Annotated in this window: 14 protein-coding genes; 10 read left to right on the top strand and 4 right to left on the bottom strand. The window is 67.9% G+C overall.

All coding sequences use genetic code 11. From position 1 onward, the window contains the following. Position 1: 1 nt before the first annotated feature. A complete protein-coding gene (locus tag BLQ71_RS14765; RefSeq protein ID WP_043142514.1) occupies positions 2-1,177 on the bottom strand; it encodes a biopolymer transporter ExbB in 1,176 nt (391 codons plus the stop codon). A 175-nt stretch (positions 1,178-1,352) separates the two neighbouring features. Beyond that, a complete protein-coding gene (locus BLQ71_RS14760; protein ID WP_043142651.1) occupies positions 1,353-1,886 on the bottom strand; it encodes a gamma-glutamylcyclotransferase in 534 nt (177 codons plus the stop codon). A gap of 66 nt (positions 1,887-1,952) precedes the next feature. Here BLQ71_RS14760 and BLQ71_RS14755 point away from each other — a divergent pair, with 66 nt between their 5' ends. Next, on the top strand, positions 1,953-2,864 hold the full coding sequence (locus BLQ71_RS14755; protein ID WP_074622278.1) for a DUF2125 domain-containing protein: 912 nt from the start codon (positions 1,953-1,955) through the stop codon (positions 2,862-2,864). A gap of 52 nt (positions 2,865-2,916) precedes the next feature. After that, positions 2,917-4,188, top strand: coding sequence for an acetylornithine deacetylase/succinyl-diaminopimelate desuccinylase family protein (locus BLQ71_RS14750; RefSeq protein WP_074622277.1), 1,272 nt, complete (start codon positions 2,917-2,919; stop codon positions 4,186-4,188). A gap of 70 nt (positions 4,189-4,258) precedes the next feature. On the opposite strand, the gene panC is transcribed toward BLQ71_RS14750, so the two are convergent. Further along, positions 4,259-5,101, bottom strand: a complete 843-nt coding sequence (gene panC / locus BLQ71_RS14745; RefSeq protein ID WP_074622276.1) for a pantoate--beta-alanine ligase — start codon at positions 5,099-5,101, stop codon at positions 4,259-4,261. Then, positions 5,098-5,931, bottom strand: coding sequence for a 3-methyl-2-oxobutanoate hydroxymethyltransferase (gene panB / locus BLQ71_RS14740; protein ID WP_074622275.1), 834 nt, complete (start codon positions 5,929-5,931; stop codon positions 5,098-5,100). Before panB ends, panC begins: the two co-directional genes overlap by 4 nt. A gap of 183 nt (positions 5,932-6,114) precedes the next feature. Here panB and BLQ71_RS14735 point away from each other — a divergent pair, with 183 nt between their 5' ends. From BLQ71_RS14735 to BLQ71_RS14700, 8 genes are all read left to right on the top strand, one after another. Next, entirely contained in the window at positions 6,115-7,584 is a 1,470-nt protein-coding gene (locus BLQ71_RS14735; protein WP_074622274.1) for an ABC transporter substrate-binding protein, read from the top strand. A gap of 267 nt (positions 7,585-7,851) precedes the next feature. Then, positions 7,852-9,246, top strand: coding sequence for a hypothetical protein (locus tag BLQ71_RS14730; RefSeq protein ID WP_074622273.1), 1,395 nt, complete (start codon positions 7,852-7,854; stop codon positions 9,244-9,246). 5 nt (positions 9,247-9,251) lie between these two features. Continuing rightward, complete coding sequence (locus BLQ71_RS14725; RefSeq protein WP_074622272.1) at positions 9,252-10,136, top strand: alpha/beta fold hydrolase; 885 nt, start codon at positions 9,252-9,254, stop codon at positions 10,134-10,136. Between the two features lie 51 nt (positions 10,137-10,187). Then, positions 10,188-11,129, top strand: coding sequence for an ABC transporter permease (locus BLQ71_RS14720; protein ID WP_074622271.1), 942 nt, complete (start codon positions 10,188-10,190; stop codon positions 11,127-11,129). After that, the gene (locus tag BLQ71_RS14715) at positions 11,126-11,941 is read left to right on the top strand and encodes an ABC transporter permease (protein WP_043142530.1); all 816 of its coding nucleotides are present in this window, start codon (positions 11,126-11,128) and stop codon (positions 11,939-11,941) included. The genes BLQ71_RS14720 and BLQ71_RS14715 overlap by 4 nt, the downstream gene beginning before the upstream one ends. After that, entirely contained in the window at positions 11,938-13,578 is a 1,641-nt protein-coding gene (locus BLQ71_RS14710; protein ID WP_083342267.1) for an ABC transporter ATP-binding protein, read from the top strand. Before BLQ71_RS14715 ends, BLQ71_RS14710 begins: the two co-directional genes overlap by 4 nt. A gap of 196 nt (positions 13,579-13,774) precedes the next feature. Continuing rightward, a complete protein-coding gene (locus BLQ71_RS14705) occupies positions 13,775-14,506 on the top strand; it encodes an SDR family NAD(P)-dependent oxidoreductase (protein ID WP_074622270.1) in 732 nt (243 codons plus the stop codon). An 11-nt stretch (positions 14,507-14,517) separates the two neighbouring features. Next, positions 14,518-15,258 carry a glucose 1-dehydrogenase gene (locus tag BLQ71_RS14700; protein ID WP_043142535.1) on the top strand — a complete coding sequence of 247 codons (741 nt, stop codon included), beginning with the start codon at positions 14,518-14,520 and terminating at the stop codon, positions 15,256-15,258. Positions 15,259-15,284 lie beyond the last annotated feature (26 nt).

The raw sequence follows: 15,284 nt of genomic DNA, 5'->3' as shown, positions 1-15,284 counted from the left end.
GTCACCCGTCCCCGCGGGGCCGGCTGTTGCGCGTCGTGCCCAGCGACCGCGACAGCGCCGCAAGGTCCGTCCGCAGTTCGGCCATGCTTTCCTGCCGGCCCGCGCTGATTTCCTCGAGGATGCGCAGCATCTGCACGTCGATGGACCTCAGCCGCATCCGGCTTTCGGCATCCAGGCCCTCGTCACTTTCCTTTTCCCGGATCGCCTGCGCCAGCAGCTCCTGCCCCTCGGCGATCCGCGCCAGCGACGAGGCAGAAGGCGATGTCGCCTCGATCCGCTCGGTCAGGCGCTCGACGCTGTCGGCCAGTTGCGCCAGCCGCGTGTCCACTTCGGACCGGCCCTGTTCCGCCTCGGCGAAGAGGTACTGAAGGCGGTCCATCTGCTCGGCCATCTGGTCCAGCACCAGCCCCGCCGGGCCAAGGTCCGGCCCCTCGCCATCGTGGGAAAAGCCCAGCCGGGTGATCGACGACAGCCATTCCTCAAGCTCGCGGTAAAAGCGGTTCTGCCCGTGGCCCGCGAAAAGCTCCAGCAGGCCGACGACCAGCGAACAGGCCAGGCCCAGCAGCGAGCTGGCAAAGGCCACGCCCATGCCACCCAGCTGCCCCTCCAGCCCCGACATCAGGCGGGCAAAGGCGGCGGTTCCGGTTTCGCCCTCCTGCGGGGCAAGGCTCTGGATGGTTTCGACCAGCGCGGGCACCACGGTGGCCAGCCCGTAGAAGGTGCCCAGCAGGCCCAGGAAAATCAGCAGGGACACGATGTACCGCGTGATCTCGCGCGCCTCGTCGATCCGCTGCGCCACGGAGTCGAGGATCGACCGGGTCGAGGTCGCCGTGATCTGCATCCGCTTGTCCCGGCGCGACCGCAAGAGCGCGGCCAGCGGCGCCAGCAGGCGCGGCGGCGTCGCCCGCACGCCCTGGTCGCCCCGCGCGGTGAACCGCTCGATCCACTGGACCGAGACCATCAGCTGCGCCACCTGCCAGAAACAGGCCAGCACACCGACCACAAAAACGATCAGGATGAAACCGTTGAGATAGGGGTTCGACTGGAACACCGGCAGAACGCGCGGCAGGGCCAGGAAGCCGCCAAAGCCCGACAGGCCCAACACCGCCAGCATGAGGACCACCTGGCGGAAGGGCTGGCTGAAATGTGGCTCGGCCTCGCGGTCGGGCTGGTCCATCGGACACCTGACACTTGTTCTCTCGTGCTATACCTAGGGGTTTAAGGCCACAGAGCCAAGAAGTTATGAACAATTCCGCCGTCGCGCCGGGAAAAGCGGCGCTTTGCGCAACAGTTGTCCCGAGGCCGTCAAAGCTGCGTTCACAGCGGCCCGACCAAGTGACCGCCTGCCTCCGCTAGTTGTCCCGCGACAGCGCCTTCACCTCGCGCACCAGCCAGTGCAGATCGGCGTCCGGGACGCCGATCTCGTCCAGGTGGGCGGCGGTATTGTACAGGTATTCCGTGTTCGGCCCGCGCCCGCCATGCGCCCGCGCGATCAGCCGCGCCTGTTCTTCCAGCGGCAGGTGGCAATACTGGACGTGATGCGGGTCGATCACATAGGCCACCGCCTCGACATGTCGCCCGTCGGTCAGGCTGAGTTCCAGCCGTTTTTCCAGGTAGGCCGAGGACACAAGCTCGCGTTCGCGCAGGTAGGCCAGCGTCTCTTCCTCGCTGCCCGGTGCGGCGCGCAGGGCCAGCCCGTCGCAACTGGCGCCGTCCTGCTCGTCCAGGGCCAGCACCAGCCCCGGCTTTTCCTCGGTGCCGCGATGGTGGATCGAATACATGCAGAAACTGCGCGCATAGCCATAGAGCCGCGCCTGCACCCGTTCCGCCACCGGAAACCCCGGGTTCCAAAGAAGTGAGGCGTATCCGAACACCCAAAGCGTCATCATTCTGGTCCTTCCCGCTGGGGGCCTGTAAACACGATCGGGTGCGGCAGGAAAAGGGGGGCACGCGTGGCACGTTGGATCTTTGCCGTGACCTTGGCGCTGGGGCTGGCCTGGTCCGGGCTCTGGCTGACCTCCTCCCGGGCCCTGAAAGCGGACATTGCCGACTGGTTCGAGGCACGGCGTGCCGAGGGCTGGCAGGCAGAGTATTCCTCGCTGACCGTGCGCGGCTTTCCCAGCCGGCTGGACGCCACGCTGAACGATGTCGTGCTGATGGACACCGCAGGCGGCATCGGCTGGCAGGGGGACTTCTTTCAGGTGCTGGGGCTGACCTACCGGCCCGGACACCGCATCCTGGTCTGGCCCGACAGCCAGACCGTGACCCTGCCCTCCGGCCCGGTCACGGTGCAAAGCACCGGCCTGCGCGCCTCGCTGATCCACGATGCCGAGGGCGTGATCCTGCGCGCCAACCTCGAGGCGGACACGTTTCGGCAGGGCAACATCTCGCTGGCCGACCTGCGCGTTGGGCTGCTGGACGTGGCGGGCACGCCGGGTCTCTACCGCCTGGGAATGAGCGCCGGATTCGCGGGAACGCCGGCGGACAACGGGCTGGCCCTGAGGGCCGAGATCACCTTTGTCCGGGATTGGCAGCTCAACAGTCTTGCCGGTGCCATGCCGAAACCGGCAAGGATCGACCTGCGCCAGGGCAGCTATACGACCGGCGGGGCCCAGCTGGACGCCACCGGCCTGCTGGAGATCGACGCGCAGGGACGCGCCAAGGGCGAACTGGCGCTCACCGCAACACAGTGGCCCGCCCTGGTGGACAGCGTCCGCCGGTCCGGCCTCATCCCCGCCACGCTGGCGGACACACTTGAGCACGCCAGCGAAGGCCGTCGCGACCTGCCCCTGGTCTTCGACGCGGGTCAGGTCACGCTGGGGGATACCCCCTTGGGCAAGGCACCCCGCCTGCACCTGCCCTGAGCGCGCGTCGCACCCCCTTGCGCCGCCGCGCCAAGCGACAGAGACTTCGCGCATGACAGATTCCCTTTTCGCGCGGATCGACGCCGCACGCGACGACCTGATCGCGCTGACCCAGGCCCTTGTCCGCCTGCCCACGCTGAACCCGCCAGGCCGGCACTACCGCGAGATCTGCGAGCTCTTGCAACAACGCCTTGCGCCATCGGGGTTCACCTGCGAGCTGATCCGGGCAGAGGGCGCGCCCGGCGACAGCGACCGCTACCCGCGCTGGAACGTGATCGCCCGCCGCGAGGGAACGCGCCCCGGCCAATGCGTGCATTTCAACAGCCATATCGACGTGGTCGAGGTCGGCAACGGCTGGACCCGCGATCCCTTTGGCGCCGAACTGGACGGCGACCGGATCTATGGCCGGGGCACCTGCGACATGAAGGGCGGGCTGGCCGCCTCGATCATCGCCGCCGAATGCTTCATCGTCGAACATCCCGAATATGCCGGCGCCATCGAGATTTCCGGCACCGCGGACGAGGAAACCGGCGGCTACGGCGGCGTCGCGCACCTGGCCCAGCTTGGATATTTCTCGCCCGACCGGGTGCAGCACGTCATCATCCCCGAACCGCTGAACAAGGACCGCATCTGCCTCGGCCATCGCGGCGCCTGGTGGGCCGAGATCGAGACCAGGGGAGAGATCGCGCATGGCTCGATGCCCTTTCTCGGCGATTGCGCCGTGCGCCACATGGGCGCGGTGATGCAGGCCTTCGAGGACCGGCTGTTCCCCGCCCTGACCACGCGCGAAACCGCCATGCCCGTCACGCCAGAGGCCGCGCGGCAGTCGACGCTCAACATCAACTCGGTCCACGGGGGCGAGCCGGAGTTGGAAGATTTCACCGGCCTGCCCGCGCCCAACGTCCCCGACAGCTGCCGCATGGTGATCGACCGCCGGTTCTTGGTCGAAGAGGCCTATGACGAGGTGCGCGGCGAGGTCATTGCCCTGCTGGACGATCTCAAGGCCCGCCGCCCCCGGTTTGATTACGCGATCCGCGACATCAACCGCATCGACCCCTCGATGACGGCTCAGGACGCGCCGGTGGTGACAACGGTGGCCGAGGCCATCGCCGACGTGCTGGGGCAGGCGCCGGATTACGTCGCCTCGCCCGGGTCCTACGACCAGAAGCACATCGACCGGATCGGGCGCTTGCAGAACTGCATCGCCTACGGGCCGGGGGTGCTGGAACTGGCGCACAAACCCGATGAATGGGTCGGCGTCACGGATATGCTGGACAGTGCCAAGGTCATGGGCCGCACGCTGGAAAAACTGCTGTTGCCCTGAGGCGCAACGCGAATGGGACGGTGGGCGGGGCGTCTTTCGCGCAAAGCGCGAAACAGCGTCCGCCCGCCGGTCACACCGCGATATTGTCGATCAGACGCACCCCGGCCAACCAGGCCGCGACCAGCAGGCGCGCGGGCCGCTCGGGACGCTCCAGCAGCGACAGGTCGTCATTGGCCCGCAGGTCCAGGTATTCCACCTCCGTGAAGCCCGCCGCCGACAGCCGCGCCTCGGCCGCCGGGCGCAGATCCTGTGCCGCACGCCCACCACGCAGCCCCTCGGCCATCTCTTCCAAAGCCTCGTTCAGGGCCGCCGCCCGCGCCCGTGCCCTGTCCGACAACAGCAGGTTGCGCGAGGACATGGCCAGCCCGTCGATCTCGCGGATCGTCGGGCAACCCACGATCTCGGCCGGGATGTTCAGGTCCGCCACCAGCCGCCGCACCACCTGCAATTGCTGCCAGTCCTTCTCGCCGAAAAAGGCCCGGTCGGCGGCGGTCTGCAACAACAGCTTGGTCACAACGGTCGCCACCCCGTCGAAATGCCCGGGCCGGTGCGCGCCGCACAACACGTCGGTCAGGCCGGACACGGAAACACCCGTCGCAAACCCCTGCGGGTACATCTCGCCCCCGTCAGGCACAAAGATCGCATCGACGGCAAAGCGCTCCAGCTTGCGGGCATCGTCATGTTCGGTACGGGGATATTTCTCGTAATCCTCGCGGCTGTTGAACTGCCGTGGATTGACGAAAATCGTCACGATCACCCGTTCGCAGCGTTCCTTGGCCGCCGCGACAAGGCTCAGGTGGCCGTCGTGCAGCGCGCCCATCGTCGGCACCGCGCCGATGGTGTCGCCCGCGCGATGCCAGCCGTCGGTCAGCTGTCGCAGCTCGGCGACGCTGCGGATGATCGGCGCGATCATGCCTTGCCCTCCGGCGCGTCGTCGCCAAAGACATGTTCCGGCGCGGGGAAGCTCCGCGCGCGCACCTCGCGCGCATAGTCGGCAATCGCCGCCTCGCCGTCCGCGCCCAGGGTCGCATAGCGTTTCACGAATTTCGCCTTGAAGGCCGTGAACAGCCCCAGCATGTCGTCCACCACGAGGATCTGCCCGTCACAGCCGGCGCCCGCACCGATGCCGATGGTCGGGATCGGCACCGCCTGCGTCACCGCATCGGCCAGCGAGGCCGGCACCTTTTCCAAAACCACCGAAAAGGCCCCCGCCTCGGCCACCGCACGCGCGTCGGCCATCAGGGCCTCGCCCGCTGTGCCGCGCCCCTGCACCTTGTAGCCGCCCAGCGTGTTGATCGACTGCGGCGTCAGCCCGACGTGGGCCATGACCGGGATGCCCCGTTTCACCAGGAAGGCAATTGTCGGCGCCATCTCGACCCCGCCTTCCAGCTTGACCGCGCCCGCGCCGGTTTCGGCCATCAGCCGCGCGGCGTTGCGGAACGCCTGCTGGGGGCTTTCCTCGTAGGATCCAAAGGGCATGTCGATCACCATCATGGCGCTCGACAGGCCCCGCGCCACCGCCTGGCCGTGCAGGATCATCATCTCCATCGTCACGCCCAGGGTCGAGGGCAGCCCGTGCAGCACCATGCCGACGCTGTCGCCCACCAGCACGAAATCGCAATGCGCGTCCATCATCTGCGCCATCGGCGTGGTATAGGCCGTCAGGCTGACCAGCGGTTCGCCGCCTTTGCGGGCGCGGATATCCTCCGCCATCGGCGCTTTCTTCTTCGCGGTTGCACTCATCGCCTGGGCCTCCTCCCTGAGCGTGGCGCAAGGACCGGGCAAGGCCCGGCGCCCCTCGCGCAACAAAGTTGCGCACCCACCTATCATTTGCTGCAACGCAGAACCAGAGGCCATTTGCAGCCCGTGCTTGAACCGCGCCCGGCAAAGCGCAACACTCGGGTCCAAAGCAACAGGGGAAACGACATGACCTTCCGCCTCACCCTCGCCGCCGCCCTTCTGGGCGGGACCGCGGCGCTCGCCCAGCAGACCGACCTGACCATCGCGATCCAGCTGGAACCGCCGCACCTTGACCCGACCTCTGCCGCGGCCGGGGCGATCGACAGCGTGCTCTATTCCAATGTCTTCGAAGGTCTGACCCGGTTCACCGGCGATGGCGCCATCGTGCCGGCGCTGGCCCGCTCATGGGAGATTTCGGACGACGGGCTGACCTATACCTTCCACCTCGCCGAGGGTGTCGTCTTTCACGACGGCACCACCTTTGACGCCGAGGACGTCAAGTTCAGCCTCGACCGCGCCCGGGCCGAGGACAGCACCAATGCGCAAAAGGCCCTGTTCTCCGACATTGCCCAGGTCACGGTGATCGACCCGGCGACGGTCGAGCTGTCGCTGAACGCGCCCAACGGCAACCTGCTGTTCAACCTGGCCTGGGGCGACGCGGTCATGGTGGCCCCCGAAAGCATCGAGGACATCCAGCAAACCCCCATCGGCACCGGCCCGTTCAAGTTCGCGGAATGGCGCAAGGGCGACAGCGTGCGCCTGGTCCAGAATGCCGACTACTGGGGGGATGCCCCCTATCTGACAGAGGCCACGTTCAAGTTCATCTCGGACCCGACCGCTGCCTTCGCCGCCATGATGGCGCAGGACATCGACGTGTTTTCCGGCTACCCCGCGCCCGAGAACCTGCCCCAGTTCCAGGCCGACCCGCGCTTCCAGGTCCTGCTGGGCTCGTCCGAGGGCGAAACCATCCTGGCAATGAACAACAAGCAGCCGCCCTTCGACAATCCGAAGGTGCGCGAGGCGGTGGCCCATGCCATCGACCGGCAGGCGATCATTGACGGCGCCATGTTCGGCCTGGGCACGCCCATCGGCACGCATTTCGCGCCGCACAACCCCGACTATGTCGACCTCACCGGCCTGTCGCCGCACGACCCCGACCGCGCGCGCATGTTGCTGGTGGACGCGGGCTATGCCGAGGGGTTCAAGACCACGCTGAAACTGCCGCCGCCCTCCTACGCGCGCCGCGGCGGAGAGATCATCGCCGCGCAGCTGCGCAATGTCGGGATCGAGGCCGAGATCACCAACCTGGAATGGGCGCAATGGCTGGAGGAAGTGTTCAAGGGCAAGGGCTTCGGACTGACCATCGTCAGCCATACCGAACCGCTCGACATCGGCATCTACGCCCGGCCCGACTATTACTTCCAGTATGACAGCGAAGAGTTCCAGGCCCTGATGACGACGCTGAACGCCACCACCGACCCGTCGGCACGGTCAGACATGCTGGCCGAGGCGCAGACGCTGATCGCCCGGGACTACGTCAACGGTTTTCTGTTCCAGCTGGCCTTCCCCACCGTGGCCGATGCCCGGATCGAAGGCCTGTGGACCAACCAGCCGACCCAGGCCAACCCACTGGCGCAGGTGCGCTGGACGCAGTGACCCCGGGGCGCGCCTTGACGGTGGACAGGGCGCGCGCCTTCGGGGCATCGTGAAACGGCAAGGTTCCGGCCTTTCCGACGATGGATTTCCCCGATGCCGATTTTCAGGTTTCTCTGCCTGCTCCTGCTTGCCCAACCCGCGTTTGCCACAACGATCACGCCGGATCGCGGACCGACCTACCGCGACTGATCTGCAACAGCCTGGTTCGCAGCCCGCCGTGCCGCATGTTAGGCTGAACCGATTTCCCTGCATCCGGACCCATTGCCAATGCCCGCCACCCGCCATTTCCTCCGCCTCACGGCCCTTTTGGCCCTTGCCCTGCTGGCCATCTCCCTGTCCCCCGCCGCCCGTGCCGCCACGGTCGCCGTGGGCAGCACACCCTGCACCTTCACCCTCGACGGGCAGATCACCGGCGGCGAGTACGAAACCCTCGTGGAGTTTCGCGGCGAGGAATACAGCTGGCTCGCCGCGGGGTTCGACATCGACCCCGTGCTCTGCCTGAACAGCGAGGGCGGCAGCCTGACCGAGGGCATAAAAGTCGCCCGGTTCGTCTATGACCAGGGCGTCCAGACGCGGATCGGCGACGGCGCGCGCTGCTATTCCATCTGCGCGATCATCTTCATGATGGGCAACAAACACGCCGGCCCCACCTCGATCGAGGAAAACCGCATCCTGCATGTCGGCGGCGACCTGGCCTTTCACAGCCCTTCCATCACCATCGACGACGGCGGGCAATACAGCTCGGACCAGATCAAGCGCGCCTACACGCTGGGCATCGAAAGCATCCTGAGCCTTGTCGAACTGGCCAATTCCCCGCGCGTCTTCGAGGCCGGCGCCATGATGCACCCGGACCTGATCGGCAACCTGTTGGCCACGCCGGGAACCGAGCTGTTCCACCTGCGCACCATCGAACAGGCGCTGATCTGGGACATCGGGCTGGAAGGGCTGGACGGCCCCCTGCCGCAACTGGCCGTGCAACGGCAGATGGCCTGCGAAACCGGCCTGCTGCGCGGCTTCCGCCAGCCCAGCCGAATCTACGACGGCCACGGCGGCGGCAGCGTCAAGGTCATGTCGGAAACCGTCTTCGACCTCGCGCCGCTGCCCGACACGGACACGGACCGCATCCTGTGGGACTACGACGCCGCCGATGGCCAGGACACCGTCTACGGCTTTCGCTACAGCGCCCTGCCGATGGAATGCCGGGTCCGCATCGACGGGGACCGGGTCGAGGTCTGCGGCTATGACAGCAACTATCGCATCACCGTCGGCGACTGCGAGGATGACATCTTTGTCACCCTGCCCCCCTACGCCCGCTATCACCCGGTGAGCGAGATCAAGGCGATCAGCACCAGCGGGCTGCAGGCAGACGCCCTGCGCAGCGCCCGCTGCACGCTGCGCGACACCTCGGGCGCCGTGCTGCGGAACGCACCCTGCACCCAGGCCGTCGACCTGGTCGACAACCCCGACCGCGACACCAGCCTGCACCGGCTCTACTGGCCCGGCGGCGCCCCCACCCGGGTCGAGATCGCGGTGCACCAGGTCTACGAGGACGGGCTGGACATCTACCGTGTCGACGGCGCGCTGGCCGAACCCTATGGCGACGACAACACCTGCCTGCTGATCCCCGGCCGGGCAGAGATCCTCTGCGTGACCGGGGGCTAGGCGCCATGCTCCGCAACGACATCCCCGGTTTCACCGCAGACAGCGCCGCGCTTGACGGCACGCGAATCGCCTATGAACGCGGCGGCAGCGGACCACCGCTGCTGATGCTGCACGGGTTTCCCCAGACCCGCGCCATGTGGGCCGAAGTCGCCCCCGCCCTCGCCTGCGATTTCACCGTCATCTGCCCCGATCTGCGCGGCTACGGCGAAAGCGACAAGCCCGCAGGCGTCGCCAGCTACAGCTTTCGCAACATGGCGCGCGACCAGCTGGCCCTGATGCGCCACCTCGGCCATGAGAGCTTTCACTTGGTCGGGCACGATCGCGGCGCACGCACCGCGCATCGCCTCGCGCTCGACGCGCCCGGGGCGGTGCGCTCGCTGACGGTCATGGACATCGTACCCACCCACCATTTGCTGACCGAACTGACGCACGAGGTCGCCAAGGGCTATTACCACTGGTTCTTCCTGGCCCAGCCAGAGCCCTTTCCGGAAACCATGATCGCCGCCGACCCCGAAGGATTCTACACCCGCTGCCTGCTGGGCTTCGGCAAGGCCGACCTGTCGGATTTCGCTCCTGCCCAGCTGGACGCCTATCGCACCGCCTGGGCCGATCCGCAGTGCCGCCGCGCCATGAACGACGACTACCGTGCCGCGATCGAGATCGACCTGCACGACGACGCCGAGGACCTCGACCGCCGCGTGACCTGCCCGGCGCTGGTGCTCTATGGCGCCGAGGGGGCAATGGCGCGGGCCTACGACGTGCCCGCCACATGGGCCACCCGGCTGGAGAACGTGGCCGCCCGCACGATCCCCGGCGGGCATTTCTTCATCGACCAGTCCCCGGCCGAGACGACAGAGGCGCTGCAGACCTTCCTGTCCTCGCTGGACTAGGCGGCCCTCAACCCTCTGGACGCCGCCCCGGGCCGCCCATACGGTGCCCGCATGCTGGCCTATCTCACCCGACGCCTGATCTCGCTGGTTCTCAGCCTTGCCGTCGCCTCGGCGGTGATCTTCCTGGTGGTCGAGGTGGCCCCGGGCGATCCGGCCAGCTACATGCTGGGCATCAACGCCCAGCCCGAAACCCTGGCCGCCCTGCGCCAGGAGCTGGGCCTCGACCTGCCGAAATGGCAACGCTACCTCGCCTGGACGACCGGCATGCTGACCGGCGATTTCGGCACCTCCTACACCTACCGCGCGCCGGTGGCAGAGATCATCGGCGAAAGGCTCTGGATCTCGCTGCCGCTGGCGCTTTTCGCGCTGACGCTGGCGGTGCTGCTGGCCTTCCCGGCGGGGCTGATCGCCGCCGCCACGCGAGGCCGCGCACCGGACCTGGGCGTCATGGCCTTCTCGCAACTGGGCGTCGCGATCCCCAACTTCTGGTTCGCCATGTTGCTGGTGCTGGGCTTTGCCATCTCCTGGCGGATCTTCCCCTCCGGCGGCTTTCCCGGCTGGCAGGACCCGCTACTGGCCCTCCGTGCCCTGACCCTGCCCGCCGTGGCGCTGGCCCTGCCGCAGGCCGCCATCCTCGCCCGCGTCCTGCGCTCCTCGCTCATCGACGCGCTGGGAGAGGACTATATCCGAACCGCCCGCGCCAAAGGGCTGACCCGCACCCAGACGCTCTGGCGGCACGGGGTGCGCAACGCGCTGATCCCGGTGCTGACAATCATCGGGCTACAATTCTCCTTTCTCATCGCCGGGGGCATCATCATCGAACAGGTCTTCTACCTGCCCGGCCTCGGGCGGCTGATCTTCCAGGCCATCTCGCAACGGGACCTGATCGTGGTGGAAAGCACGGTCATGCTGCTGGTCTTCGCCGTGATCCTCGTGAACTTCCTCACCGACCTCGCCTATGCGCTGGCCGACCCCAGGCTGCGCCGGACATGAGCCGCAGCCTGATCCTCGGCGGTTTGCTCACCGCGCTCTTCCTGGGCGCCGCGGCCCTGTCCTTTGCCTGGACGCCGGACGACGTCACCGCCATGAACATCCCCGGTCGCCTCCTGCCGCCGGGCAGCGATCACCTGCTGGGGACCGATCACTTCGGCCGCGACATCCTCAGCATGCTGATGGTCGGCGCGCGCACCTCCATCGCCGTGGCGCTGGTCGCCGTTGGCATCGGCCTGACGCTCGGCGTCCCCCTTGGCCTCACCGCCGCCGCTTACCGCGGCGGCTGGCTGGACGAGCTCATCTCGCGTACCTCCGACCTCATCTTCGCCTTTCCCAGCCTCGTGATCGCCATCCTGATCACCGCCGTCTTCGGCCCCGGCGCCATCAACGCCATCCTCGCCATCGGCATCTTCAACATCCCCGTCTTCGCCCGCCTCGCACGCGGCGCGGCGCTGTCGCTCTGGACGCGCGAGTTCATCCTCGCCGCCCGCGTCGCCGGCAAGTCCACGCTCCGGATCAGCGCCGAACACATCCTGCCCAACATCGCCAACCTGCTGATCGTGCAAAGCACCATCCAGTTCTCCCTGGGCATCCTCGCAGAGGCCGGCCTCAGCTATGTCGGCCTCGGCGCCCAGCCGCCCGTGCCGTCCTGGGGGCGGATGCTCGCCGATGCCCAGACGCTGGTCTCGCTGGCGCCGCATGTCGCCGTGATCCCGGGCCTCGCGATCGTCTTCATGGTGCTGGGCCTGAACCTGCTGGGCGACGGGCTGCGCGACGCGCTGGACCCGCGGCTGAAGGTCCTGCGCACATGAGGGCTTCTTCTTGGCAAAAATCCCCCGGGGGAGGCCGCAGGCCGGGGGCAGAGCCCCCTCTTCTCGACATCGACGCCCTCACCGTCGAAATCCAGGGCACGCGCATCCTCGACTCCGTATCGCTGACGATCGCCCCCGGTGAAATCCTCGCCCTGACCGGCGAATCCGGCTCCGGCAAGTCCATGACGGCGCTGGCGGCGATGGGTCTCCTGCCGCAGGGCGCGGTCGCCTCGGGGCGGATCACGCTGGACGGCACCGATCTCCTGTCGCTCCCGGAGCGCAGGCTCTGCGACATCCGGGGCCGCGACATCGGCATGGTCTTCCAGGAACCGATGACCGCGCTCAACCCGGTGCAAAGCATCGGCGCGCAGGTCTCGGAAACCATCCTGCAACACGCCCCCCGCACCCCGCGGGCCGAGGCGCGCGCAAGGGCAAGGGAGGCCCTGCACCGCTGCGGCCTCGACCTGCCGCTCTCGCGCTACCCGCATGAGCTGTCCGGCGGCCAGCGCCAGCGCGTGGTCATCGCGATGGCCATCGCGCTGCGCCCCCGGCTGCTGATCGCCGACGAACCCACGACCGCGCTCGACGTCACCACCCAGGCGCAGATCCTCGGGTTGCTGCAGGACCTCACGCGAACCGAGGGCATGGCGCTGATGATGATCACCCATGACCTCGCCGTGGTCGCCGGCATGGCCCATCGCATCGCCGTCATGCAAAAGGGCCGCATCGTCGAAAGCGCGCCCACCGGGCAGCTCATCGCAAGACGCGACCACCCCTATACCCGCGCCCTCTTCGAGGCCTCGGGCCACCAGCCGCACCTGCCCCCCCGGCCCGACAGCGGCGCCCTGCTGCAGGCGCAGGGCGTGACCTGCACCTACCCGCTGCCCCGTCCGCATCCCTTTGCCGCCCACCCCCGCTTCACCGCCGTTGACGATGTCAGCTTTGCCATCGGTCGCGGCGAACGCGTCGGCCTCGTGGGGGAATCCGGCTGCGGCAAGTCCACCCTCACCCGCGCCCTGCTGGGCCTGACCCCCATCGCCGCCGGGGGGATCACGCTCGACGGCACGCCGGTCTTCACGCATCACCGCCCCAACCCGCAGGTCCGGCGCAAGGTCCAGGTGGTCTTCCAGGACCCCTACGGCAGCTTCAACCCCCGCCACCGGGTCGCGCGGCTGATCTCGGAACCCTTTCACCTGCTGCCCGACCCGCCGCGCGGCGCCGCGCGCGCCGAGGCCATCGCCGAGGCGCTCACGGCTGTCGGCCTCTCACCCGATGACGCGCAGAAACATATCCACGCCTTTTCCGGCGGCCAGCGCCAGCGCCTGGCCATCGCCCGCGCGCTCATCATCCGGCCCGAGCTGATCGTCTTCGACGAGGCGGTCTCGGCGCTCGACGTGCGCGTGCGGGCGCAGATCCTCGACCTGATCGCGGATCTCAGCGCCAGTTACGGGCTGGCCTATCTCTTCATCAGCCACGATCTTTCGGTTGTGCGGGGGATCACCGACCGGGTCATGGTCATGCAAAAGGGCCGCATCGTCGAGGCTGGGCCGACCGACAGGATCCTCTCCGCGCCGGATCATCCCTATACCCGAACGCTGCTCGATGCCGCCCCGCGGCTGCCAGATCTCGTCCCCTGACGCCCGACCGACGGCAGCTCCCGGTGCCCAGCCTGCTCCTCGAAGGACCTGACACGCACAGCGTTTCCCCAAGGGTCGGCGGGCGGGCGTCTTTGCGGCGCCAGCCGCAAACAGAGTCGCCCCGCCGACCACACGCAAGCCTCTGGACCTTCTCCCTGCGACACCCCAACATGCCGGGCAAAAGGGAGGATCATCAATGCGCTTCGAAAACCGCCACGCGGTGGTGACCGGCGGCGCCTCGGGCATCGGCGCGGCGATTTCGCGCCGCCTTGCCGCCGAGGGCGCCACGGTCACCGTCTGGGACATTTCCGCCGACAATCTCGACTCGATCGAGGGCGAGGCCAACATCCGCACCCGCGCCATCGACGTCACCGATCCACAGGCCGTCACCCGCGCGATGGCAGAGGACCAGACCGCGATGGGCGGGCTGGACACGCTGGTCTGCTCTGCCGGGATCACCGGCCCCAACACCACCGTCATCGAATACCCGACCGAGGCCTGGAAACAGGTGTTCGAACTCAACACGCATGGGCTGTTCTACTGCAACCGCGCCGCCGCCGCGCTGATGCGGCCCGGGGGCTTTGGCCGGATCGTCAACATGGCCTCGGTCGCAGGGAAAGAGGGCAACCCCAACGCCTCGGCCTATTCCGCCTCCAAGGCCGCTGTCATCGGGCTGACCAAATCGCTGGGCAAGGAACTGGCCGACACCCAAATCACCGTCAACGCCATCGCCCCCGCCGCCGTGCGCACCGCGATCTTCGACCAGATGACGGATGAATTCATCGCCTACATGGAAAGCAAGATCCCGATGGGCCGCTTCGGCACCGTCGACGAAATCGCGGCAATGGCCTGCTGGCTCGCCTCGTCCGAGGCAAGCTTCACCACCGGGGCGGTCTTCGACCAGTCCGGCGGCCGCGCCACCTACTAGGGAGACCCGGCATGAGACTGGAAGGCAAACGCGCCATCGTCACCGGCGGCGGCTCCGGCTTTGGCGAGGGGATCGTCACCCGTTTCGCCGCCGAGGGCGCGCAGGTGGTCGTGGCCGACATCAACTATGAAAACGCCCGCAAGGTGGCCGAGGCGACCGGCGCCCATCCCCTGCACACCGATGTCTCGGACGGGTCCAGCGTCCGCGCCCTCATGGCGCTGGCGACCGAGCACATGGGCGGCATCGACATCCTGGTGAACAACGCCGGCATCACCCATCTGCCCGCGCCGATGGAAGAGGTCAGCGAAGAGGACTTCGACCGCGTCTTTGCCGTCAACTGCAAGTCCGTCTACCTCACCGCCCGCGCGCTTGTCCCCGCGCTCAAGGCACAGGGATCAGGCGCGATCCTCAACGTGGCCTCCACCGCCGGCGTCTCTCCCCGGCCGAACCTGAACTGGTACAACGCCTCCAAAGGCTGGATGAACACCGCGACGCGGGCAATGGCGGTGGAACTGGCGCCCGCGGGCATCCGCGTCAACGCACTGAACCCGGTGGCGGGCGAAACGCCCCTGCTCGCCAGCTTCATGGGCGAGGACACCCCCGAGATGCGGGCGAAATTCCTCTCCACCATCCCGCTGGGCCGGTTTTCCACCCCCCGCGACCTGGCCAACGCCGCGCTGTTCCTCTGCTCGGACGAGGCCGACATGATCACCGGCGTCTGCATGGAGGTGGACGGCGGGCGGTGTATCTGAGGGCGCCCGCAAACTCAGACATGGCC

The organism is Antarctobacter albus, from assembly GCF_900101505.1.
GTDB lineage: Bacteria > Pseudomonadota > Alphaproteobacteria > Rhodobacterales > Rhodobacteraceae > Antarctobacter > Antarctobacter albus.
This window is presented reverse-complemented; position numbering and strand designations above follow the sequence as displayed.